Origin of the sequence: Pseudomonas gingeri, assembly GCF_013386115.1 — a bacterium.
GTDB classification, from domain to species: domain Bacteria; phylum Pseudomonadota; class Gammaproteobacteria; order Pseudomonadales; family Pseudomonadaceae; genus Aquipseudomonas; species Aquipseudomonas gingeri.
In genome coordinates this window covers 417,923-437,207 of the sequence record NZ_JACAOR010000007.1, presented here as the reverse complement: position 1 = coordinate 437,207, position 19,285 = coordinate 417,923, and the positions used below count along the sequence as shown (strand labels likewise).

21 protein-coding genes are annotated in these 19,285 nt (G+C 63.2%); 8 read left to right on the top strand and 13 right to left on the bottom strand.

The window, feature by feature from the left end; genetic code table 11:
• Positions 1 to 70: 70 nt before the first annotated feature.
• The 3 genes from HX881_RS14355 (at position 71) to lpxO (ending at position 3,548) form a co-directional block, all read left to right on the top strand.
• Entirely contained in the window at positions 71 to 1,537 is a 1,467-nt protein-coding gene (locus HX881_RS14355) for a purine-cytosine permease family protein (protein ID WP_177085128.1), read from the top strand.
• Entirely contained in the window at positions 1,530 to 2,456 is a 927-nt protein-coding gene (locus HX881_RS14350; protein ID WP_177085126.1) for a PfkB family carbohydrate kinase, read from the top strand. The genes HX881_RS14355 and HX881_RS14350 overlap by 8 nt, the downstream gene beginning before the upstream one ends.
• A 192-nt stretch (positions 2,457 to 2,648) precedes the next feature.
• Positions 2,649 to 3,548, top strand: a complete 900-nt coding sequence (lpxO, locus tag HX881_RS14345; protein WP_177085124.1) for a lipid A hydroxylase LpxO — start codon at positions 2,649 to 2,651, stop codon at positions 3,546 to 3,548.
• 104 nt (positions 3,549 to 3,652) lie between these two features.
• On the opposite strand, the gene HX881_RS14340 is transcribed toward lpxO, so the two are convergent.
• The gene (locus HX881_RS14340) at positions 3,653 to 4,255 is read right to left on the bottom strand and encodes a hypothetical protein (RefSeq protein ID WP_177085116.1); all 603 of its coding nucleotides are present in this window, start codon (positions 4,253 to 4,255) and stop codon (positions 3,653 to 3,655) included.
• Positions 4,256 to 4,500: 245 nt separating this feature from the next.
• Entirely contained in the window at positions 4,501 to 5,367 is an 867-nt protein-coding gene (locus tag HX881_RS14335; protein ID WP_017126421.1) for a LysR family transcriptional regulator, read from the bottom strand.
• 108 nt (positions 5,368 to 5,475) lie between these two features.
• Between HX881_RS14335 and HX881_RS14330 the strand changes: the two genes are divergently transcribed.
• The 3 genes from HX881_RS14330 (at position 5,476) to HX881_RS14325 (ending at position 6,724) form a co-directional block, all read left to right on the top strand.
• On the top strand, positions 5,476 to 6,054 hold the full coding sequence (locus tag HX881_RS14330; protein ID WP_177085114.1) for a DUF4865 family protein: 579 nt from the start codon (positions 5,476 to 5,478) through the stop codon (positions 6,052 to 6,054).
• A complete protein-coding gene (locus HX881_RS32995; RefSeq protein ID WP_017126423.1) occupies positions 6,041 to 6,175 on the top strand; it encodes a hypothetical protein in 135 nt (44 codons plus the stop codon). Before HX881_RS14330 ends, HX881_RS32995 begins: the two co-directional genes overlap by 14 nt.
• Before the next feature lie 63 nt (positions 6,176 to 6,238).
• Positions 6,239 to 6,724 carry a GNAT family N-acetyltransferase gene (locus HX881_RS14325; protein ID WP_017126424.1) on the top strand — a complete coding sequence of 162 codons (486 nt, stop codon included), beginning with the start codon at positions 6,239 to 6,241 and terminating at the stop codon, positions 6,722 to 6,724.
• Between the two features lie 127 nt (positions 6,725 to 6,851).
• On the opposite strand, the gene HX881_RS14320 is transcribed toward HX881_RS14325, so the two are convergent.
• The 5 genes from HX881_RS14320 to HX881_RS14300 all read right to left on the bottom strand — a co-directional run bounded on the left by HX881_RS14320 (position 6,852) and on the right by HX881_RS14300 (position 10,707).
• Entirely contained in the window at positions 6,852 to 8,222 is a 1,371-nt protein-coding gene (locus tag HX881_RS14320; protein ID WP_177085112.1) for a GntT/GntP/DsdX family permease, read from the bottom strand.
• A 153-nt stretch (positions 8,223 to 8,375) separates the two neighbouring features.
• Entirely contained in the window at positions 8,376 to 9,227 is an 852-nt protein-coding gene (gene copD / locus HX881_RS14315) for a copper homeostasis membrane protein CopD (protein WP_177085110.1), read from the bottom strand.
• Between the two features lie 4 nt (positions 9,228 to 9,231).
• Entirely contained in the window at positions 9,232 to 9,606 is a 375-nt protein-coding gene (gene copC, locus HX881_RS14310) for a copper homeostasis periplasmic binding protein CopC (RefSeq protein ID WP_177085108.1), read from the bottom strand.
• A 138-nt stretch (positions 9,607 to 9,744) separates the two neighbouring features.
• Entirely contained in the window at positions 9,745 to 10,473 is a 729-nt protein-coding gene (locus tag HX881_RS14305; protein WP_177085106.1) for a CbtA family protein, read from the bottom strand.
• A gap of 15 nt (positions 10,474 to 10,488) precedes the next feature.
• Complete coding sequence (locus HX881_RS14300) at positions 10,489 to 10,707, bottom strand: CbtB domain-containing protein (RefSeq protein ID WP_177085105.1); 219 nt, start codon at positions 10,705 to 10,707, stop codon at positions 10,489 to 10,491.
• 261 nt (positions 10,708 to 10,968) lie between these two features.
• Between HX881_RS14300 and HX881_RS14295 the strand changes: the two genes are divergently transcribed.
• A complete protein-coding gene (locus tag HX881_RS14295; RefSeq protein WP_017126431.1) occupies positions 10,969 to 11,514 on the top strand; it encodes a histidine phosphatase family protein in 546 nt (181 codons plus the stop codon).
• Between the two features lie 44 nt (positions 11,515 to 11,558).
• On the opposite strand, the gene HX881_RS14290 is transcribed toward HX881_RS14295, so the two are convergent.
• From HX881_RS14290 to HX881_RS14265, 6 genes are all read right to left on the bottom strand, one after another.
• Entirely contained in the window at positions 11,559 to 12,638 is a 1,080-nt protein-coding gene (locus HX881_RS14290) for a nucleoside hydrolase (RefSeq protein WP_042935401.1), read from the bottom strand.
• A 90-nt stretch (positions 12,639 to 12,728) separates the two neighbouring features.
• Complete coding sequence (locus tag HX881_RS14285; RefSeq protein WP_177085103.1) at positions 12,729 to 14,039, bottom strand: MFS transporter; 1,311 nt, start codon at positions 14,037 to 14,039, stop codon at positions 12,729 to 12,731.
• 350 nt (positions 14,040 to 14,389) lie between these two features.
• Positions 14,390 to 15,022, bottom strand: a complete 633-nt coding sequence (locus tag HX881_RS14280) for an N-carbamoylsarcosine amidohydrolase (RefSeq protein ID WP_017126434.1) — start codon at positions 15,020 to 15,022, stop codon at positions 14,390 to 14,392.
• A 14-nt stretch (positions 15,023 to 15,036) separates the two neighbouring features.
• A complete protein-coding gene (locus HX881_RS14275; RefSeq protein WP_017126435.1) occupies positions 15,037 to 15,789 on the bottom strand; it encodes a maleate cis-trans isomerase family protein in 753 nt (250 codons plus the stop codon).
• Between the two features lie 72 nt (positions 15,790 to 15,861).
• Entirely contained in the window at positions 15,862 to 16,671 is an 810-nt protein-coding gene (locus HX881_RS14270; protein ID WP_017126436.1) for an alpha/beta fold hydrolase, read from the bottom strand.
• On the bottom strand, positions 16,668 to 17,816 hold the full coding sequence (locus HX881_RS14265) for an FAD-dependent monooxygenase (RefSeq protein WP_017126437.1): 1,149 nt from the start codon (positions 17,814 to 17,816) through the stop codon (positions 16,668 to 16,670). Before HX881_RS14265 ends, HX881_RS14270 begins: the two co-directional genes overlap by 4 nt.
• Before the next feature lie 312 nt (positions 17,817 to 18,128).
• On the opposite strand from HX881_RS14265, the gene HX881_RS14260 reads away from it, so the two are divergent.
• On the top strand, positions 18,129 to 19,181 hold the full coding sequence (locus HX881_RS14260; RefSeq protein WP_177085101.1) for a 2,5-dihydroxypyridine 5,6-dioxygenase: 1,053 nt from the start codon (positions 18,129 to 18,131) through the stop codon (positions 19,179 to 19,181).
• The last annotated feature ends 104 nt before the right edge of the window (positions 19,182 to 19,285 follow it).

The window sequence follows — 19,285 nt, the reverse complement described above, 5'->3', positions numbered from 1 at the left end:
AGTGGCCCGGGTTTCACTACGCCTTCCGCACTGCCCACAACCACAACAATGGCATCAGGAGCTGAACACCATGACCTCATCAAACGCCGGGCAAAGTGCCGGGCAACTGGAAACCCGCGGTATCGAACCGGCTCCCGAAGCGGAGTGCAACGGCCATCCCCTGCAGCTGTTCTGGGTCTGGTTCGCCGCCAACATCAGTATTCTCGGCTTGCCGCTGGGGGCGACCCTGGTGGCCTTTCGCGGCCTGGCGATCTGGCAGGCGATCATTGTCGCCATCATCGGCGCGGCGGGCTCCTTCGCCGTGGTGGGGGTCATCTCCATCGCCGGTCGCCGCGGCCGGGCACCGAGCCTGACGCTGTCGCGGGCGATCTTCGGGGTGCGTGGCAATATCGGTCCGACCATCGTTTCGCTGATGTCGCGTCTGGGCTGGGAAACGGTCAATACGACCACGGCGGCCTTTGTGCTGCTGTCGCTGTGTTCGATCCTGTTCCACTCGCCGGTCGAAGCCAAGAGCGCACCCGCGCTGACGTTGCTGTTCATCGCCATCTTCGTGTTGCTGACCCTGTCGGTTTCCGGCCTGGGCCACGCCACCTTGCTGGTGATCCAGAAGTGGGCGACCTACGTCTTCGGCGCCCTGAATATCCTGGTCGGCGGCTTCCTCTGCGCCACCATCGACTGGAGCGCGGTGTTCAACGCCACGCCGGCGCCGATGAGCGCGATGATCATCGGTATCGGTACCATGGCGGCGGGCACCGGCATCGGCTGGGCCAACGCCGGGGCGGATATGTCGCGCTACCAGCACAAGAGCGTCAAGGCTGCGCGTCTCGTCGCTTCGGCGGCCTTCGGTGCGGGTATCCCGCTGGTGCTGCTGATCACCCTCGGCGGCCTGCTGTCGGTGGGCAACCATGACCTGGCACAAGCCACCGACCCGATCATCGCGATCCGCGACATGCTGCCGACCTGGATGGCGGTGCCGTACCTGATCACCGCATTCGGCGGCCTGCTGCTGTCGAACAACCTCTCGGTGTATTCGGCCGGCCTGACCACCCTGACCCTCGGCCTGAGGGTCAAGCGCGTGCATGCGGTGATCGTCGATATCGTGGCGATCTTCGCCGGCTCCATCTACTTCATGCTGATCGCCGACAGCTTCTACGGCCCGTTCATCACCTTTATCTCGCTGCTGGCCGTGCCGATCACCGCCTGGGTCGGGATCTTCGTGGTCGACCTGCTGCATCGCCATGTCTACAGCGCCAAGGACCTGCTGGACGTCAGTCCGACCAGCGCCTACTGGTATCGCGGGGGTGTGGAATGGCGTGCGTTCGGTGCCTGGGCCGTAGCCATCGTGCTGGGTTTCAGTTTCACCACCATCGGCACCACGGCGGAGAACATCTGGTTCCGTGGTTTCCTGTCCGATTCCTGGCTGGGTCACAACGGCCTGGGCTGGATCGTCACCTTCCTCGTGGCAGGCGGTATCTATGGCCTGCTCGGCGGCGCGGCGGATCGTCGTGCGGCCTTTGTAGAGAATGCCAATGGCTAGATTGCTGCATACCGGCCAGGTCATGGTTGACCTGGTCATTTCCCTCGACCAGTTGCCGGTCAGTGGTGGTGACGCCCTGGCCAATGCCGCCAGCTTCGAAGCCGGTGCCGGTTTCAATGTGATGGCCGCCGCCCGGCGCAACGGCCTGGCGGTGGTCTACCTCGGTCGTCACGGCAACGGCCGCTTCGGCGAACTGGCCCGTCAGGCGATGGTGGCGGAAGGGGTCGAGATCGCCCTCGACAGCGACAAGGAAAAGGACACCGGGCTCTGCGTGTCCCTGACCGAAGCCAGTGCCGAGCGCACCTTCATTTCCCATATCGGCGCCGAAGGCGGGCTCTCGGCCGCCGATCTGGCGCGGGTTGCGGTGCAGGCCGACGACTATGTCTACGTCAGCGGCTACAGCCTGCAATACCCGGACAAGGTGCAGGCGCTGCTGGACTGGGTGCTGGCCTTGCCGAGGGAAGTGGCGGTGGTGTTCGATCCGGGGCCGCTGGTCAACGCGCCGGACTCGGCACCCATGGCGGCTCTGCTGCCGCGTATCGATATCTGGACCAGCAACAGTGTCGAATCCCTGCGCTTTACCGGCGCCGTGGATATTGCCGGCTCTCTGGACAGCCTGACGCGGCGTCTGTCCGACGGTGCCCTGCTGCTGGTGCGCGACGGCCCGGACGGTTGCTGGATCAGCCGGCACGGGGAGCGCCGGCATATCCCCGGCTTCAAGGTGACGGCGGTGGATACCAATGGTGCCGGCGACGCTCATTCCGGCGTGTTCCTCGCCGGGCTGGCGGCGGGGCTCGATGCTGCCCAGGCAGCCCTTCGCGCCAATGCGGCGGCGGCCCTGGCGGTGACCCGCTGGGGGCCGGCAACCTCGCCGGGTGCTGACGAAGTGGATGTCCTGGTCGCGGGGCTGAAGTCGTAAGGATGTAAGAAAAATCTGTAATAGATTGCGCTTTTGTCTTCTGCTTAAGTAGGAAGTGCTGGAAACCACGGCAGCGGCTGTTCTACCCTAGTACGTTGGCTACTTTTCTCGATACCCAGCCTCCGGAGGCTCTGCTCCAAGGCTGGTGGTCGGGTGAAGTCAGCGTATTCTCCGACTTCTGTGACGACGCCCGTGAAACTCATCATCATTGCTGTTTACGTATTGTCCATCGCGTATGTACACCTGCGCGGTAAAGTCCGGCACAAGCTGGGCCGCCAACTGAGCGACCACTCCAGCTTCCTGGCACCGATCAACTGCTTCCTCTACCTGTTTTCGAAGATCCCCAGCCGACCGTACCTGCAGACGACGGACTTCCCCGAACTCAAGCCGTTGCAGGACAACTGGCAGGCGATCCGCGAGGAGGCCCTGGCCTTGCTGCGGGCGGGTGAAATCAAGAAATCCGAGCGGCCCGACGATGTCGGTTTCAACTCCTTCTTCAAGACCGGCTGGAAACGCTTCTACCTGAAGTGGTATGGCGACAATCATCCCTCCGCCCTGGAGCTCTGCCCGCGTACCACCGAGCTGCTCAACGGCATCGGCACGGTCAAGGCGGCGATGTTCGCCGAATTGCCGCCGGGTTCGAAGCTGGTCCGTCACCGCGATCCGTATGCCGGTTCGCTGCGCTACCACCTGGGGCTGGAAACGCCGAACGACGCGGGTTGCTACATCAACGTCGACGGCCAGAACTACCACTGGCGCGACGGCGAGCCGGTGATGTTCGACGAGACCTTTATCCACTACGCGGAAAACACCACCGACAAGGACCGCGTGATCCTGTTCTGCGATATCGAACGGCCAATGAAATATCGCTGGGCGGCGGCGTTCAACCGCTGGTTCAGCCGCAACGTGATGGCGGCGGCCGCGGCGCCCAATGGCGACGGCGACAAGACCGGCGGGATCAACAAGGCCTTCACCAAACTGTACGGCATCCGCCTGCGCGGCAAGGCGCTGAAGAAGACCAATCGCACCCGCTATTATCTGGAAAAGTGGGCGATCTTCGGTGGCCTGCTGGCGTTGTTCCTGCTGATCTAGCGCCATTTCCGCGATCGATTGCAGCAATGAATCGGCCGGGCTCCCAACGGGAGTCCGGCCGATTTTTTTCAAGCGTTCCGCAATGGGTCGCCAGGGGCGATCAACTAGATGCCATCCTGCGGGTGCAATGTACGCTTGGCCAGGTCCTCGGGACTCTTCTGCTGCCAGACCGGCCAGTAATCGGCGCGTTTTTCTTCCACGCTGCCCTTGTTGCTCTCGAACCACGACAGCGATTTCGGCGAGTTGTCGACCAGTTCGGTGTTCTTGATCAGATCGGTGACGTCCTTGCTGCCGGCGCTGAACTCGGCCTTGCTGTCGCTACTGACCGGCCACAGCGAGAAGCGGGCTTTCCAGGCACCCATGCGTGGCGTCACGACGCTGTAGTAGGTCTTGCCCGGGGCCAGGTCGGCCTCGAGGAAGTCGGCGGCTTCGGAGACCACCATGAAGGTGTGCTTGCCCGGGGTGGTCGGGTAGTTGATCTTGCTGCCGTTGGCCATGATTCCGATAAACCGGGTCTGGCCGCAGGTGACGTCATACAGCGAGGCATCGATGATCTTGCCGACGAACGACGAGCGCATGAACACCACCTGGGCGGCGGTCGGTTCGGCGGTTGGGATGGTTTGCGTGGGGGCTACCTGCATCGGGTTGCCGGCACAGCCGCCCAGCAGTGCAGCGGCGGCCAGCAGCCACAAATGGATAAAGCGCATTGAATGCTCCTTGGTCTTGAACTCGAGTTATTCCCTACTCAGGTGCGCCGCGGCAAAGACGTGTTCGCCGCTCCGGACATCTTTCAGGCCCGGCCTTTAAACCATGAAGGCATTTGGCTATCAAGTGTTTTCGATTTTCTCCGGGAAGGAATTTTCCCTGTCTGTACGGGCCTCGTATACGTCGGATTGATGTAGTGACCTGGATTCGGGAAGTTGCCGGACCCACATCAACCCTTGCCGCGCGGTCAACGCTCCAGCACACCCCGGAACGCCGCGCTCAAGGCCCGCAGTGTCTCCTGGGAGCGGGCGTCCGTGGGCCGTGAATGCAGGATGATTTCGGTCACCGGCAACGCCGGCAGTCCCAGCTGTTCGCCGACTTCGACAGCACCGGCCGGAGCCACCCGCCTTGCCAGCGCGGCGACGCCGAGCCCGGCACTGACCGCCGCGCCCACCGCCATGACGCCGCCGCCGATAAACACTTCGGTCCAGGCAATTGCGGCGTCGTCCAGCACCCGTACCGCCAGGTGGCGCACGCCGCACGGCGCGGCCATGGTTGCCAGGCGCAGTACGCTACCCGGCACATGCTGCCAGGTCGGCGCGGCGAACCAGCCGAAGCGCTCGACCACCAGCACTTCACCGTCGTGGCGGTCGCCCTCGCTGCGCACGATGGCCGCGTCCAGCTCGCCGCGGTCGAAGGACGCGCTCAGGTCCCGGGACGATGCGATGCGCACCTCGATGATCAGCAACGGATCGTAATGGGCCAGTCGGCTCAGGAGCACCGGCAGGTCGGGCCCGGCGACATGATCGCTGATACCGATGATCAAGCGTCGGCTCGGCGGCGCGCTCATGTCGCCGAGGGCGCGTTCATGGGCCTGGAGCAGGGTCCGCGCCGCCTGGATGAATTGCTCGCCGGAAGGCGTCAGGCGCACATGCCGTGGCGTGCGCTCGAGCAAGCGATAGCCGAGGCGCTCCTCGAGACGCTTGAGCTTCAGGCTGATGGCCGCCTGGGAGGTGTCCAGTGCCTGGGCGGCGCGGGTGAAGCTGGCGAAGTCGGCAATCAGGACAAAGGCCTGGACGGTGTCGATATCGAGAGGCCTGCTGATGTCTGTCATATCTACCTCTTATCACACATATATCGGTAGATATCTTGTTGTAATCATCGACCTTGCGCAAGCTGGCTCCAGGTTTTCCACAACCGGTTTTTCCCAAGGAGCGCGATCATGTTTGCCAAACAGTATTCCCACCGCTTGCCCGCCAACTACGACATGGATCTGATCCGTCGCCGTGCCGCTGAACTCGGACCGCTCTGGGACGATGCCCGCGGCCTGCTGTTCAAGGCTTTTATCGCCCGGGAGCGCGGCGTCTTCGGTGCCTCGGCCAACCAGTATGCGTCGGTCTACCTGTGGTCGGATTCGGCCGCCGCCGCTGCCTTCCTGATGGATGAGCGGTTCCAGAAGGTGATCGATTCGTTTGGTCGTCCGCAGATCGAGGCCTGGTTGCCCCTGGATTTCCAGCTGGGCACGGCGCTTGAGGCGCGGGCGCTGTACCGCGAAGAACTGGCGGTCGACCCGGAAGCCGATCGCGCCCGGTTGCTGGCAAGCGAGATCGAGCGCAACCAGGCTCTTCTACGCCAGGAAGATACCTTCGCGGTCTTCCTGGCACTGGATACCGCGAGCTGGCGGCTGGTGCGCATCACCCTGTCGTCAGGTCATCCGGACCGCAGTCGTGCCAGCGAGGCCTACGAAGTGCTGTACCTGGCCCAACCCGGTGTCGAGAGCCGGCGTCATGGACGGGCGTGACGAGCAGGGGCAGGCCAGCCGCGCGCTGCTTGCCCATCTGCTGGGGATGGGCGTGGGCGCAGGGCTGATCCTCGGCCTGACGCTGCTGGCCTGCCTGCTGTTGCGAACGAATTTTCGTTGAAATGATTCAAGCGGCAACACAATCCGAATAGCATGGGCGTCTCCATTGATTCCGGAAGCGCCCATGTCCCTCGAAATACGCGAAGCCCGGCCCAGCGATGCGCCGCAGATCCTGGCCTTTATCACCGAACTGGCGGACTACGAACGGGCGCGTCACGAAGTGATCGCCAGTGTCGTCGACATCGAGCGCAGCCTGTTCGGCGAAGGCGCCACGGCCCACGGCCTGATCTGCCTGCGGGACGGCGAGCCGGTCGGTTTCGCGGTGTTTTTCTTCAGCTACTCGACCTGGCTCGGGCGCAATGGCCTGTACCTGGAAGACCTCTATGTCTCGCCACAACAACGCGGAGCGGGGGCGGGGAGGAAGCTCTTGCGGCATCTGGCGAAGATCGCCTGTGCCAACGACTGCGGACGCCTGGAGTGGAGTGTGCTGGACTGGAACGAGCCGGCGATCCGCTTCTACGAGTCCATCGGCGCGCAACCCCAGAGTGAATGGGTGCGCTACCGGATGGACGGCGAAGTGTTGAAGAACTTCGCCTATTCGCAGGACTGAACAGCGATCCTGAAAACCCCGCGAAACCTGTAGGAGCTGGCTTGCCAGCGATGGCGGCGGTGAATGTGACATCGCTATCGCTGGCAAGCCGGCTCCTGCAGGGACCGGGTTCAACCTGGGCCGATGTTTATTGCAACCACTGCCACAACAGCAGCGTGCCGATCAGCCCGACCACCGAGACGATGGTCTGCAGTACCGACCAGACCCAGATGGTCTGCTTGAGTTGCAGGCCGAAGTATTCGCGCACCATCCAGAAGCCGGCATCGTTGACGTGGCAGAAGAATACCGAGCCGGCACCGATGGCCAGCGCCACCAGGGAGCTCTGGGTGGTTGCCAGGCCCGCCATCAGCGGGGCCAGGATGCCCGCGGTGGTGGTGGTCGCCACGGTGGCCGAACCCGTCGCCTGACGCAAGGCCACGGCGATCAGCCAGGCCAGCAGCACGTAGGACATGTTCGCGCCGGTGGCGACCTTGCTGATGGTGTCGCTGATCCCGGCTTCCAGCAGCGTCTGCTTCAGCCCGCCGCCGGCGCCGATGGTCAGCAACAGCACGGCAATCGGCGCGAGGCTCTTGCGCAGCACGTTGCCGACCTGGTCGCGGGCCATGCCGATCGACCAGCCGAGGCAGATCACCGCGGCGATCACCGCGAGGCCCAGGGCGATCAGCGGTTCACCGAGAAACTTCAGGGTGATCGCCAGGTTGCTTTGCGGCGCCATGGCGACTTTCGCCAGGGTGCTGCCGAGCATCAACAGCACCGGCAACAGAATGATCAGCAGCGAGACGGCAAAGCTCGGCTTGCGCCGGGTCTCGACCTTCGCCGTGAACAGGGCGCCGAGTTCCGCTGGTTCCTTCACATCCAGGCGCTTCGACAGCCAGATGCCATACACCGGGCCGGCGAGCATCACCGCCGGAATGGCGATGCACAAACCCAGCAGCATGGTCATGCCGAGGTCGGCGTGCAGGGCGCTGACGGCGATCAGCGGCCCCGGATGAGGTGGCATCAGCGCGTGCAGGGTGGTCATGCCGGCGAGGGCCGGGATCGCCACCTTGAGCAGCGGCTGGCCGGATTGCCGGGCGATCACGAAGATGATCGGCACCATCAGCACCAGGCCGACTTCGAAGAACAGCGGCAGGCCGATGATCATTGCCACCAGCGCCATCACCCAGGGCAGCGACTTGCCGCGGGCGTGGCGCAGCAACGTCGAGGCGATGCGGTCGGCGGCCCCGGATTCGGCCATCAGCGCGCCGAGCATGGCGCCCAGGGAAATGATGATCCCGGCTTCGCCCAGGAGGCTGCCAGCGCCTTTGCTGAACGCCTTGGCCACTTCCTCTGGCGGCAGGGACGCGCCGAGCCCGGCGACAAAAGTGCCGATCAGGATGGACAGGAAGGGCGGCAACTTGGTGAGGCTGATCAGCACGATGATGGTGGCGATGGCCAGCAGGCAGCAGACGATCAGGCGGGTGTCGTGGGCGAGCCACGCGGCATGTGAAAGATCCAACGGAAACCCCTTCTTGTAATATCTTGTTACGCGGTTGGAAGGAATATACCTGATCAATTCATATAGATGACTATTTGACACGGGTTTTTTACCAACGGCCGTCTGAAAGTCCCGGACGGTTTGCGCTGGTCGCGAGCAGTAACCGAAGCGGCTTCAGTCCATCAGCATCGGCGGCAATGTGCCCAGCAGCGATACCGCGAGGATCGCCCCCAGCCCCAGTAGCCATTCGAGCGTCACACTGCGGCGCAGGACGCTGAAGTGTCCGCGCCGGCTCATCACCAGGTTGAACAGCGCCAGCCCCAGCATCAGCGCGACCATCAGCACCTTGATCAACAGGATCAGGGCAAAGCCGCTGAACAGCGGAGTCGGCCAGACGGCACCGGTGAGCACGCGCACGTTGATCATCCCGGTGACGATGATCGTGGCGACCAGCAGGTAGCCGAGGTTGCTGAACCGGCGCAGCACCCGGTCGATGTCATGTTCCGCCGGTTTGCCCAGCACCAGAGCGAGCAACATCAGTCCGCCGATCCAGGCACCGACACCGCTCAGGTGCAGCAACTGGTTGAACATCAGCAGCCGGCCACCCAGGCCGTCGAGCATCGCGCCGTGGCCGACCGGAGCCAGGGTCGCCAGCAGCAGGAAGGCGAGCAGAAGATTGAGCCGGGGAGAGGTATTGGCCCGGAGCCCGATCAACAGCAGCAGGCCGAACCCCAGGTGCCAGCTCCAGACCTTGCCGAAGAAAGTGCCGCCCAGCACCAACTGCAGGGTGCCGAGGTGGAACGCGTCGGCCCCATCGCCGGTCATGCCGGCGGTGGTCAGCAGCAGCCAGGCGATCGCACTGAGCGAGGCCAGGCCGGCCATCCAGCGTTTGGCCCGCGACAGGCGCAGGTCGAGGACCGCGCAGGGTGCCGGGCCGAGCAGCAAGGGCCTGAACAGACAGGCCCCGAACAGCGACAGGACCATGGTGAAATGCAGGAAACGGCACAGGACCATGGCGCTTTGCATGAATTCAGTTGCCCACCTTGAAGCCGTAGTTGCCTTCGCTCTTGTGGGTGTCGACCGAGACCGCATGCCATTCGACCTTGTAGTCGCCGGCCTTCAGCGGGGCGGCCGGGGTCACGATGAGGGTTTTCTTGTCGGCCGGATCGGTGACGATGCTTTTCACTGCGACCGGGACGCCGTCACTGCTCAGCCCGACTTTGCTGAATTCGGCTTCGACCCCTTCGCTGAACACCAGGCGCAATTCGCTCGGGGCGCTGACGGTGCTGTCCGCCGCCGGGGTCTGGCTTTTCAGGTGCGCATGGGCGAACGCGGAACCGGCCGCGACGCAAGCGCCGAGCAGGACAAGGGTATTCAGGGCTTTTTTCAGGTGGTGAAATGACATCGATCAGTACCTTGATGGCAGAAACAGGTGAGGATGATGCGAGAGGACGTGGGGCAACAATAGCCGGTACAGAGGGGTTTGGCACGAAGGAGCCGGGGGCAGCCGGCTCCTTTTTTGTAATGCAGTCGCCTGGTCCGATCAGCCGAGCACGTAGTGGCCCTGGCGCTTGAGGGCGCGTTCGGTCAACCAGCCGAACAGCAGGCCGAGGGTGGTCCACAGCACCAGCTGGATACCCAGGGCGGCGACGCGGAACTGCCACAGCACCACGGCCGAGAAATCCGCCGGCACTTCATTGATTTCCGGGAACGCGTAATGGGCCACGGCGGCGATCATGACATACAGCGCGGCACCGACCAGGGTGGCCGTCCAGGCACCGTGACGGGCGATCAGTTTGCGACCGAGGTTGATCGCGATCACCATCGCCGCGATCGACACCGCCAGCATCAGGAAGAACAGCTTGGTGCGCTGCTTGATGGTATCCGGGTCGCCCACCGACGGCGGGTTGGCCGGGTACTTGAGTTCCGGCACGAAAATCACCGCGACAAAGGCGGCCAGTGCCAGCAGGGCGGACAGGCCACGCGGCCCCATGCGACCGACGCGGCCCAGGGAATAGGCGAACACCAGGGCGAACAGGCCACCCATGGACGCGCTGTAGACCAGCACCCCGGTCAGCAGGCCGATGCTGCTCTGGGTTTCGCGGCTGACCAGCTCGGGCTCAGGCGCCTCGCCCTTCATGGCGTCCATTTTTTCTTCGAAGGCAATGGCCTTGTCGACCTGCGGCTCGCCAAAGACCTTGGCAAAGCCAAACGCCAGCAAGCCGGCTACGAGCCCCACGAGCATGCCGCGCAGCAGAAGTGATCCAGTCATGATGAGTTCTCGTGATCAGTGGCAGGGAAAGCCGAGCAAATGACGGCCATCGTGTACGAACTCATGCACGTACATGCCGGAGATCAGCGAGGTCGCGCCCTGTTCCGCGCCGACGAAGTAAATCGCCAGCATCAGCAGCAGGCCGCCGAAGATTGCCCAGGGCAGCAGTTCGCCGAGGGGAATGGTGGGGGTCGATATGGAGCCGGGAGTATCGTATGTTGCGGTACTGGCCATCTGAAAAATCTCCAGGGATTGTGCGTCCGGTCTGAGAAGTGGAGTGTGCGTGGAAGGGTCTGACTCTCGGCATCTATGCTCTGTACGATAATCGCCTGTGCGACCCTCAGGCCGCCTTGCGAGTACTCGTACAGGCCGTTTGAATGCGATTACAGTGGCGCAACCGTGCCGGGTTTCCACCGGCTTCCTTCCTTGTAACAAATTGATACAAGTGCTCGCGGAGTGTAATCCCCCGCGAGGCGTAACGGGAGAAAATTCCATATGCCGATCCGGCTCAGTGTTGTCTGCCATGCCCGCACCGAGGCCCAGCGCCTGGGGCGTTTTCCGCTGGATGAGCCGGTGGAACCCAAGGGCCTGGCCAAGGCTGCCGAGCTGGCGGCGCGGCTGAAAAAGCCGGTGCGGATTCTCAGTGCGCCGGAGACCCGCGCCTGGCAGACGGCCGAGGCCCTGGGCAGCGAGATCGAGATCGTTCCGGAACTGGGGGATTACGACTTTGGCGAATGGCAGGGCCTGGCCCTGGCGGATCTGCAGGAAAGCGATCCCGAGGCGCTGGCGGCCTGGGTCAGCCAGCCGCAGGTGGCAGCGCCGGCGGGCGAATCGGTGGAGGCGCTGTGTGCGAGGGTCGGAGCCTGGCTCGACGGTTTTCACGAGGACGGGCATTTTGTCGTCGTGACCCATCCCTTCGTGATCCGCGCGGCCATCCTGCATGCACTGCAGGCCGGCCCGGCCTCATTCAACGCGATCGATATCGAGCCCTTGTCAGTGGTCGACCTGCGCCGCAACGGACGCTGGCGTCTGCGTTTCTGAGCGCAAGCCCGTTCCCACGCCGTGCGTGGGAACGAGTGTGTCGACTAGGGTTTTTTCACCGGCGTCGGCAGGGTCACCAGCGACACGTAGTCGTTCCAGAATTTCTTCTGGTCCACCGCGAACACCACCTTGGCTTTCTGCGTCCCCACCGGCGGGTTCTTCTTGTAACCCAGGGCACGCCCGTAGTCCGGACCGAAATGGGTGTCGACATCGACCCACATATCGCGCGATTCGGTGACGATTCCAGGCTCGGTCAGGAACAGCGCCGGCAGGCTGTCCCAGGTAAAGCTGTGGTAGCCCGGGTCCTTGGCGAACTCCGGCCCGAACACGCTCTTGTACAGTTCCGGCACTGCGCCCTTGGCGGCGATCACCCGCTTGTAGACCGAGGCGTCGAAGGTGACTTTCTCGCAGACATCGTTCGGGAATATCACATGTTCGATCGGCGAGCGCAGGACGATCCGCGCCGCTTCCGGGTCGAACCACCAGTTGAACTCGGCGGCTGGGGTGGTATTGCCCGGGATCTCGATGGCACCGCCCATGTACACGATGCGCTTGATCAGCGGCACGATATCCGGCGCCTGGCGGATCGCCAGGGCCAGGTTGGTCAACGGGCCGATGGCCAGCAGGGTCACTTCGTGAGGATTCTTGCGCACGCTGTCGATAATGAACTGCGGGGCGGTTTCGCTGCGCAGTTGGGTGTGGGTCGCCATGCCATCGGGTGGCGCCACCAGTTGCGTGGCCGAGGTCGGTCGCGGGTTCTTGAACGCGCCGGGCCAGCCGGCGCCGAACATCGCCTTCTCCTGTGGATAAGTCGCGAAGTCATGCAGCAGCGGATACGCCGCGCCGGAGTAGACGCCGATTTCCTTTTCCACACCCATGCGCTCGACGGCCTTCAGTGCATCGACCTGTTCCTGGTCGACCCACGCATTGCCGCTGACCAGGGTCATCCCCAGCAGGTCGATCTTCTTCTGCGCGTGCAGTTGCGCCAGCATGATAAAGGCCTGGCCGTCGTCGTTGAGGACGTTGAAATCGGTGTCGAGAATGACTTTTTCAGCCGCCTGCAGCGAACCGGCCGACAAGCCGACAGCCAGCGCCAGCGCGCAGCCCTTGAGAAAGCGTTGCATGTTGATTTGCCCCAATGAGTTGTTGTTGTCTTGCGGTAGTCCAGCATGCCTGCCGATGCCTGGAAACGCCATCGGCAGGTAAGTGACTACTTAACGATTGACCAGTTTGGCCGGCAGTGCGATCACCAGGAAACTGCTCAGGATCAGGCAGCCGGCGAAGAACCAGAGCGCACCGGCACTGCTGCCGGTCAGGTCGATCGCCACGCCCATCAGCGAGTTGCTCACCAGTCCGGCGATGTTCGCCACCGAGCAGGCCAGGGCAAAGCCGGTGGCCGCCGCGGTGCCCTTGAGGAAGGTCGCCGGCAGGCTGAAGAACACCGGCACCGCGCCGATGATTGCCGCCGAGGCGATGGCGAACAGCGCCACGGTCGCCACCACGTTATGGGTGAAGAACGTACTGGTGGCCATGGCGGCGGCACCGATGAAGAACGGCACGATGATGTGCCAGCGGCGCTCGCGGTGGCGGTCGGAACTGGCGCCGATCAACAGCATGCCCAGCAGTGCGGCGACACTCGGCAAGGCGGTCAGTACGCCGATATGGAAGGTGTCGGTGATGCCCGCGTTGCGAATGAACGTCGGCATCCAGAAACCCATGGCATAGGCGCTGAGCAGGATCGAGAAATCGATGCCGCCGAGCATCCACACCTTCAGGTTGAAGAAACCGTCGCGGAAATTCTGCTTGCTGTCCGGGCTGCTGGCCTCATCGGCCCGCAGCTCGTTTTCCAGTACATTTTTCTCGTCTTCGCTCAGCCATTTGGCCTGGCGGAAGTGGTTCGGCAGCGCCCAGAACGTCAGGATGCCGAGCAGCACGCTGGGAATCGCTTCGATCAGGAACAGCCACTGCCAGCCGCGCAGGCCGCTGACCTGGTCGAAATGGCCCATCACCCAGCCGGACAGCGGGCCGCCGATCACGCTGGAGAGCGGCAGGCCGATCATGAACAGAGCGATGATCCGTCCCCGTCGGTGGGTCGGGAACCAGGTGGTCAGGTAGAACAGCACGCCTGGCAGGAAACCGGCCTCCGCGGCGCCGAGCAGGAAACGCAGGATGTAGAACTGCGTGGTGGACGTGACCAGCATGGTGCAGGCCGAGAGCAGGCCCCAGGTGATCATGATCCGCGCGATCCAGATTTTCGCCCCGACCCGTTCCAGCACCAGGTTGCTCGGCACCTCGAACAGGATATAACCGACGAAAAACAGGCCGGCACCGAGGCCGAAGGCGGTTTCGCTGAAGTGCAACTGGTCGAGCATCTGCAGTTTGGCGAAACCGATATTGATCCGGTCGAGGTACGCGGCCAGATAGCAGAAGCACAGGAACGGGATCAGTTTCCAGGTGATCTTGTGGTAGAGCGCTTGGGTCGGGTCGGCGACCGAAGTCGCTGATGTTGCATTCGCAATGGGCATTGGTTGTCTCCTGGCGGTGACTTATTCGTGCCCCGTGAAAACTGCCGCGCTCGAAAATACTGCATTGAAGACAGGTTCGGACTGCTCATTTACAACGTGTAAACTCCGCGTCCTCGCCTGTCTTCGCCTGGTATTGACTTCGCTCGCTACGTTTTCACGCGGCCCTCTTTGGTTTTTATTACAGCCGCTTTTGTTCCAGCACTTCGGAGTGCTGTGAAAGCGACTTCCAAAGGCAGTGTCAGAAGACTGGGAGCTCCCATAGTTGACCGGCTTTATTCAACAAGCCGTATGCCAAAGTGGGCTCTCAGTTTTTCAAGACCACGCTCTATGGCGCGGTTCTTCGTAAAACCTTATTGCTCCTTGAACTTCGAGATCGCTTCCTGTTTGCTGACGACATCGCCGTACTTGCTGTCGATGTCGAACAGATTCGCTTCATGGGGCGCCGGATGCCGGTCGCCCACGCATTCGCGTACCACGATGGTGCGAAATCCATGCTGGACGGCATCCACCGCCGTTGCGCGGATGCAGCCGCTGGTGGAACAGCCGGCCAGGACCACGGTATCGATACCCTGGGCGTGCAACTGCGAGGCCAGGCTGGTGCCGAAAAACGCACTGGCGTACTGCTTGCTGATCACCACTTCCGACGGCAGCGGCAGCACCGCTTCGCAGAAGGCCGCGAGCGGATTGCCCTCGACCATGTCCTTCATCACCGGGGCCTTGCGCACCCAGACGCCACCGTCGGCGAAGTGTCCCGGATGGTAGCGAATATTGGTGTGCACCACCGCAATCCCGTGACGCCTGGCGCTGTCGAGCAGGGCCACGCTTTCGGCCACCGCGCTGACCACGCCCGGAGCGAACAGCGGTGCACCCTCGGTGGTGTAGCCCTGCATGAAATCGATCATCAGCAGTGCCGGTTTGCGTCCGAAGCCGATGCGCTGGCCCCAGACTCCCTGGTAATTGTCATTGGCGCTTTGTTCGCTCATCTCGCGGACCCCGCTCAGTAGGCGCCGGACAACAGGGCACCGGCACCGGGCACGATCGGCTCCAGGTCCAGGGCCTTGAGCATGGCGTAGGTGGTGGCGATGGCGGCCGTCAGCACCGGCTTGCCGGTCTGTGCCTCGACCTTGGCGACGGCCGGCAGCGACTGCATCTGCACGCAGGCCGAGAGCACGATCACGTCGACGCCTTCGAGGTTCATCCCGGCGACGATGCCCGGCAGGTTGGCCGGATCGTGACGGGCCACTTCGAGGTTGTCGGGGATCTCCAGGGCGCGCCAGTCGACGACCTCGAAACCTTCCTCGCGGATGTAGTTCACCACCAGTTCGGTCAGCGGCTTCATGTAGGGCGCGACAATGGCGATGCGCTTGGCACCCATGACTTTCAGGCCCTCGATCAGGGCACCGGCGCTGGTGATCACCGGGGCATTGCCGTCGTTGTCGGCGGTGGCCTTGCGCAGGCGCGCCTCGGACTGGCGGTGATAGCCCAGGCCCATGGCCATGATCGCTACCAGGCAGGCGTAGCCGAGTACATCGACCTTGGCGTCGGACAGCTCGACGGCGCAGCGATCGGACTCGCCGTCCATCGCCGCCAGTTCTTCCTTGCGCACCTGCTTCATGCGCATGCGGCTGGAGTGAAAGGTGAAGCGTTCCGGACGGATCGCCTGGCGGGCGTTGAGCATCGCCGGGATCTCGGTTTCCATGGTGGTGTTCGAGCTCGGTACGATCTGACCGATGCGGTAAGGCTTGAGCATGCTTGTCTCCTTAAATCGATAATTCAGCCGATACATCAACCTGTGGGAGCTGGCTTGCCGGCTCCCACAGATTCAAGAGGTCAGGTGCACGCCGAGGAAATCACCGAAGGCGGCGAAGAAGCCGTCCAGGTCATCCCAGGGAATCATGTGCCCGGCATCGGCGACATGGGCGATGCGGATCGTCGGTTGCAGTTCGCGGATCTCGGCTTCGTCCTCGGGCTGGATCACGCCGCCGCGCCCGGCCACCAGCAGCAGGGCCGGCGCCTCGAGGCGCGGCAGGTCCTGGTGGAAGTCGACGTCATGGAAGTCGTTGAAGGCCCGGACAATCGCTGGCTCGTAGCAGGTGTGCAGCCATTCGGCGCGCAGTTGCAGTTGTTCTTCGGTCCAGGTGGCGCAGAAGGCGCGCATCGCCTCGGCGTCCATCCCGACCAGCGACTGGCGGATCGAGTCGACGTACCACGGCAACTTGCTCGGGTACTCGCGACGGCCCGGGCCGGATACCGGCGGGTCGATCAGCACCAGGCTTTTCACTCCGGCGGGGCTGAGCACCGCACTGCGCACGGCAAAGCGCGCGCCCATGGAGTGGCCCACCAGGTGGTAGCTGTCCAGGCCCAGGGCCGCGGCAAACGCGGCGATATCGCTGGCGCAGGTCTCGGCGCTGTAGTCCAGTTCCGGGCCGCTGGAGGACAGGCCGCGGCCACGCACATCCAGCACATAGGTGTCGAAATACTTGCCGAAACGCTCGGCGACGAATCCCCAGGTGATCGCCGGGCTGGTGATGCCGGGGATCAGGATCAGCGCCGCGCCCTTGCCGCCGTAGCGCAGGTAGTGCTGGCGAATGCCGTTGGCCTGGACGTTGCCGCCATGGACGAAGGTGCTCACGCCGCCACCCCCGATTTCAGCTGTTGGGCATAGAGGTCGTAGCCGTAGACCCAGGCCGGATCTTCCTGGGTGCGCAGCCAGGTGTTGGCGTTGGATACCGATTGCACGCGGGACGCGCGGTCCTTGCGGTTGGCTTCATAGAGCTCGAAGGCGGTGCGGTAGTCGCCCAGACCGGTTTCCTGCAGGCAGCGGGTCAGCATCGCCGCGTCTTCGATGGCCATGCCGGCGCCCTGGGCCATGTGCGGCTTCATCGGGTGGCAGGCATCGCCCAGCAGCACCAGGCGCCCGCGGCTCCACAGCGGCAGTGGGTTGCGGTTGCGCAGCGGCCATTTGGTCACGGTATCGGTGGATTCGATCAGCGCCTGGACGGTGGGGTGGTAGCCCTGGAAGGCTGCGAACATCTCTTCGCGGCTGCTGTCGACGAACGGACCGTCGAAGTCCAGTTCCGGGTGAGGCACGCCGGTGACGTAGTAGTACTCGTCGCGCTTGCCGGTGGTGTAGTAGACCATCATGTGCCGGTCCTCGCTCCACCACTTGATGCAGTCTTCGAAGTTCAGGTCGTAGCGGGCCAGCTTGTCGCGGGTGATCAGCGCGCGGTGGGCGACCCAGCCGCTGTACAGCGGTGCTTCCTGGCCCAGCAGCTCTTCACGGATCTTCGAGTTGATGCCGTCGGCACCGATGACGATATCGGCGCTGGCGTGGGTGCCGTCGGTGAACGTCAGGTGCACCTGGTCACCGCGGTCCTCGATGGTTTCCAGGCGCTTGTTGAAGTGCAGGGTGCCCGGTTTGATGGTGGACATCTGCAAGGCGTGCAGGTCGCCACGGTGCACAGTGATATAGGAAGCGCCGTATTCCTTGCGGGCAAACTCGCCCAGGGGAATGCGCGACAGGTAGTCGCCGCTCATGCCGTCCCGGCTGAACCAGTGGTCCGGGTGCGAACCCATCTGGTCGAGCTGCTGCTCGATGCCCATGCGCCGGAAGATCTTCATGATATTCGGGCCCATGTGGATCCCGGCACCCAGGCGGGAAAACTCCGGCGCCTGCTCGTAGATCGTCACGTCGAATCCCGCCTGTTGCAACAGGGTGGCGGCGGCCGCGCCACCCAGGCCCGCGCCGACGATGGCGATTTTTTGTGTGCTTGCCATGGGCATGCTCCTCGTTCCGAGTGAAGGTTGGCGGGGACGACCCGCAAGGTTTTTAAAGTGTATACGCTCTTTTTTTGAAAAGAGAAGATCCTCCGTAAAAATTAAAATTTTGCCGATATTTGGCTGTCGTAACGCTAAGTAACCTTATTTTATTGGGGTTGTGTGGGTTGGTAACGTTTTTGTCTGGCTCTTGCAGAATGTCTTCAATTCGGGTCTTATCGGATTTAAATGGCGTATACGCTATAAAAATGCACTAGAGTGAAGCGCGACGCTTCTACTTGGTGCGTCGTGGGCGAATCGAGGAGAGAGGAAATGCCGGTAAGTGATTGCGAACTGACGCAGATGTTCGAGCACGTGTTGAAACTGTCGAAGGTCGACTCGACCCAGAGTGTCGCGGTGCTCAAGAGCCATTACTCCGACCCGCGCACCGTGCGTTCGGCAATGGAGGCTTCGCAGCGCCTGGGGGCCAAGGTGTACGCGGTGGAATTGCCGTCCTTCAACCACCCGATGGCCATGGGCAATGACATGACCGCCTACTGCGGCGACACCGCGCTGACGGGCAATATCGCCGCCCAGCGGGCGCTGGAGGCGGCGGACCTGATCATCGACACCATGATGCTGCTGCACTCGCCGGAGCAGGAGCAGATCCTCAAGACCGGCACGCGCATCCTGCTGGCGGTCGAGCCGCCGGAAGTACTGGCGCGCATGCTGCCGACCGAGGCCGACAAGGTGCGGGTGCTGGCGGCAGAAGCACTGTTGAAGAGGGCGCGCTCGATCCATGTGAAGTCCCGTGCCGGCAGCGATTTCCGTGCGGCGCTGGGGCAGTATCCGTCGGTGACCGAGTACGGTTTCGCCGATGAGCCGGGGCGTTGGGACCACTGGCCGAGCGGCTTCCTGTTTTCCTGGCCGAACGAGGAAACCGCCGAGGGCGTGCTGGTGCTGGATATCGGCGACATCCTCCTGCCGTTCAAGACCTATACCCGGGAGAAGATCACCCTGGAGATCGAGAAGGGCTTCATTACCTCGATCCATGGCGGTTTCGAGGCCGAATACCTGCGCGACTACATGAAATACTTCAACGATCCCGAGGTCTACGGCATCTCCCATATCGGCTGGGGCCTGCAGCCTAAGGCGCAGTGGACCGCCATGGGCCTGCACGACAAGAACGACGGCATGTGCATGGATGCACGGGCGTTCTACGGCAACTTCCTGTTCTCCACCGGGCCCAACACCGAAGTCGGCGGCACCCGCAAGACGCCGTGCCACATGGACATTCCGCTGCGCAATTGCGATGTCTACCTGGATGACCAGGCGGTGGTGATCGGCGGCGACGTGGTGGCCCCCGAGGCCTCGCGGGCCCGTTGAGTGGCGACGTGGATCGTTCCCACGCTCCGCGTGGGAATGCACCCCGTGACGCTCCGCGTCACAGATCTACAGCGGACGCAGAGCGTCCAGAGAGGCATTCCCAC

Excerpts from the sequence above, each read along its gene's own strand:
- HX881_RS14355 (WP_177085128.1), top strand. The coding sequence starts at position 71 with ATGACCTCATCAAACGCCGGGCAAAGTGCCGGGCAACTGGAAACCCGC.
- HX881_RS14350 (WP_177085126.1), top strand. The coding sequence starts at position 1,530 with ATGGCTAGATTGCTGCATACCGGCCAGGTCATGGTTGACCTGGTCATT.
- HX881_RS14340 (WP_177085116.1), bottom strand. The coding sequence starts at position 4,255 with ATGCGCTTTATCCATTTGTGGCTGCTGGCCGCCGCTGCACTGCTGGGC.
- HX881_RS14335 (WP_017126421.1), bottom strand. The coding sequence starts at position 5,367 with ATGACAGACATCAGCAGGCCTCTCGATATCGACACCGTCCAGGCCTTT.
- HX881_RS14330 (WP_177085114.1), top strand. The coding sequence starts at position 5,476 with ATGTTTGCCAAACAGTATTCCCACCGCTTGCCCGCCAACTACGACATG.
- HX881_RS32995 (WP_017126423.1), top strand. The coding sequence starts at position 6,041 with ATGGACGGGCGTGACGAGCAGGGGCAGGCCAGCCGCGCGCTGCTTGCC.
- HX881_RS14325 (WP_017126424.1), top strand. The coding sequence starts at position 6,239 with ATGTCCCTCGAAATACGCGAAGCCCGGCCCAGCGATGCGCCGCAGATC.
- copD (WP_177085110.1), bottom strand. The coding sequence starts at position 9,227 with ATGCAAAGCGCCATGGTCCTGTGCCGTTTCCTGCATTTCACCATGGTC.
- copC (WP_177085108.1), bottom strand. The coding sequence starts at position 9,606 with ATGTCATTTCACCACCTGAAAAAAGCCCTGAATACCCTTGTCCTGCTC.
- HX881_RS14305 (WP_177085106.1), bottom strand. The coding sequence starts at position 10,473 with ATGACTGGATCACTTCTGCTGCGCGGCATGCTCGTGGGGCTCGTAGCC.
- HX881_RS14300 (WP_177085105.1), bottom strand. The coding sequence starts at position 10,707 with ATGGCCAGTACCGCAACATACGATACTCCCGGCTCCATATCGACCCCC.
- HX881_RS14295 (WP_017126431.1), top strand. The coding sequence starts at position 10,969 with ATGCCGATCCGGCTCAGTGTTGTCTGCCATGCCCGCACCGAGGCCCAG.
- HX881_RS14290 (WP_042935401.1), bottom strand. The coding sequence starts at position 12,638 with ATGCAACGCTTTCTCAAGGGCTGCGCGCTGGCGCTGGCTGTCGGCTTG.
- HX881_RS14285 (WP_177085103.1), bottom strand. The coding sequence starts at position 14,039 with ATGCCCATTGCGAATGCAACATCAGCGACTTCGGTCGCCGACCCGACC.
- HX881_RS14280 (WP_017126434.1), bottom strand. The coding sequence starts at position 15,022 with ATGAGCGAACAAAGCGCCAATGACAATTACCAGGGAGTCTGGGGCCAG.
- HX881_RS14275 (WP_017126435.1), bottom strand. The coding sequence starts at position 15,789 with ATGCTCAAGCCTTACCGCATCGGTCAGATCGTACCGAGCTCGAACACC.
- HX881_RS14265 (WP_017126437.1), bottom strand. The coding sequence starts at position 17,816 with ATGGCAAGCACACAAAAAATCGCCATCGTCGGCGCGGGCCTGGGTGGC.
- HX881_RS14260 (WP_177085101.1), top strand. The coding sequence starts at position 18,129 with ATGCCGGTAAGTGATTGCGAACTGACGCAGATGTTCGAGCACGTGTTG.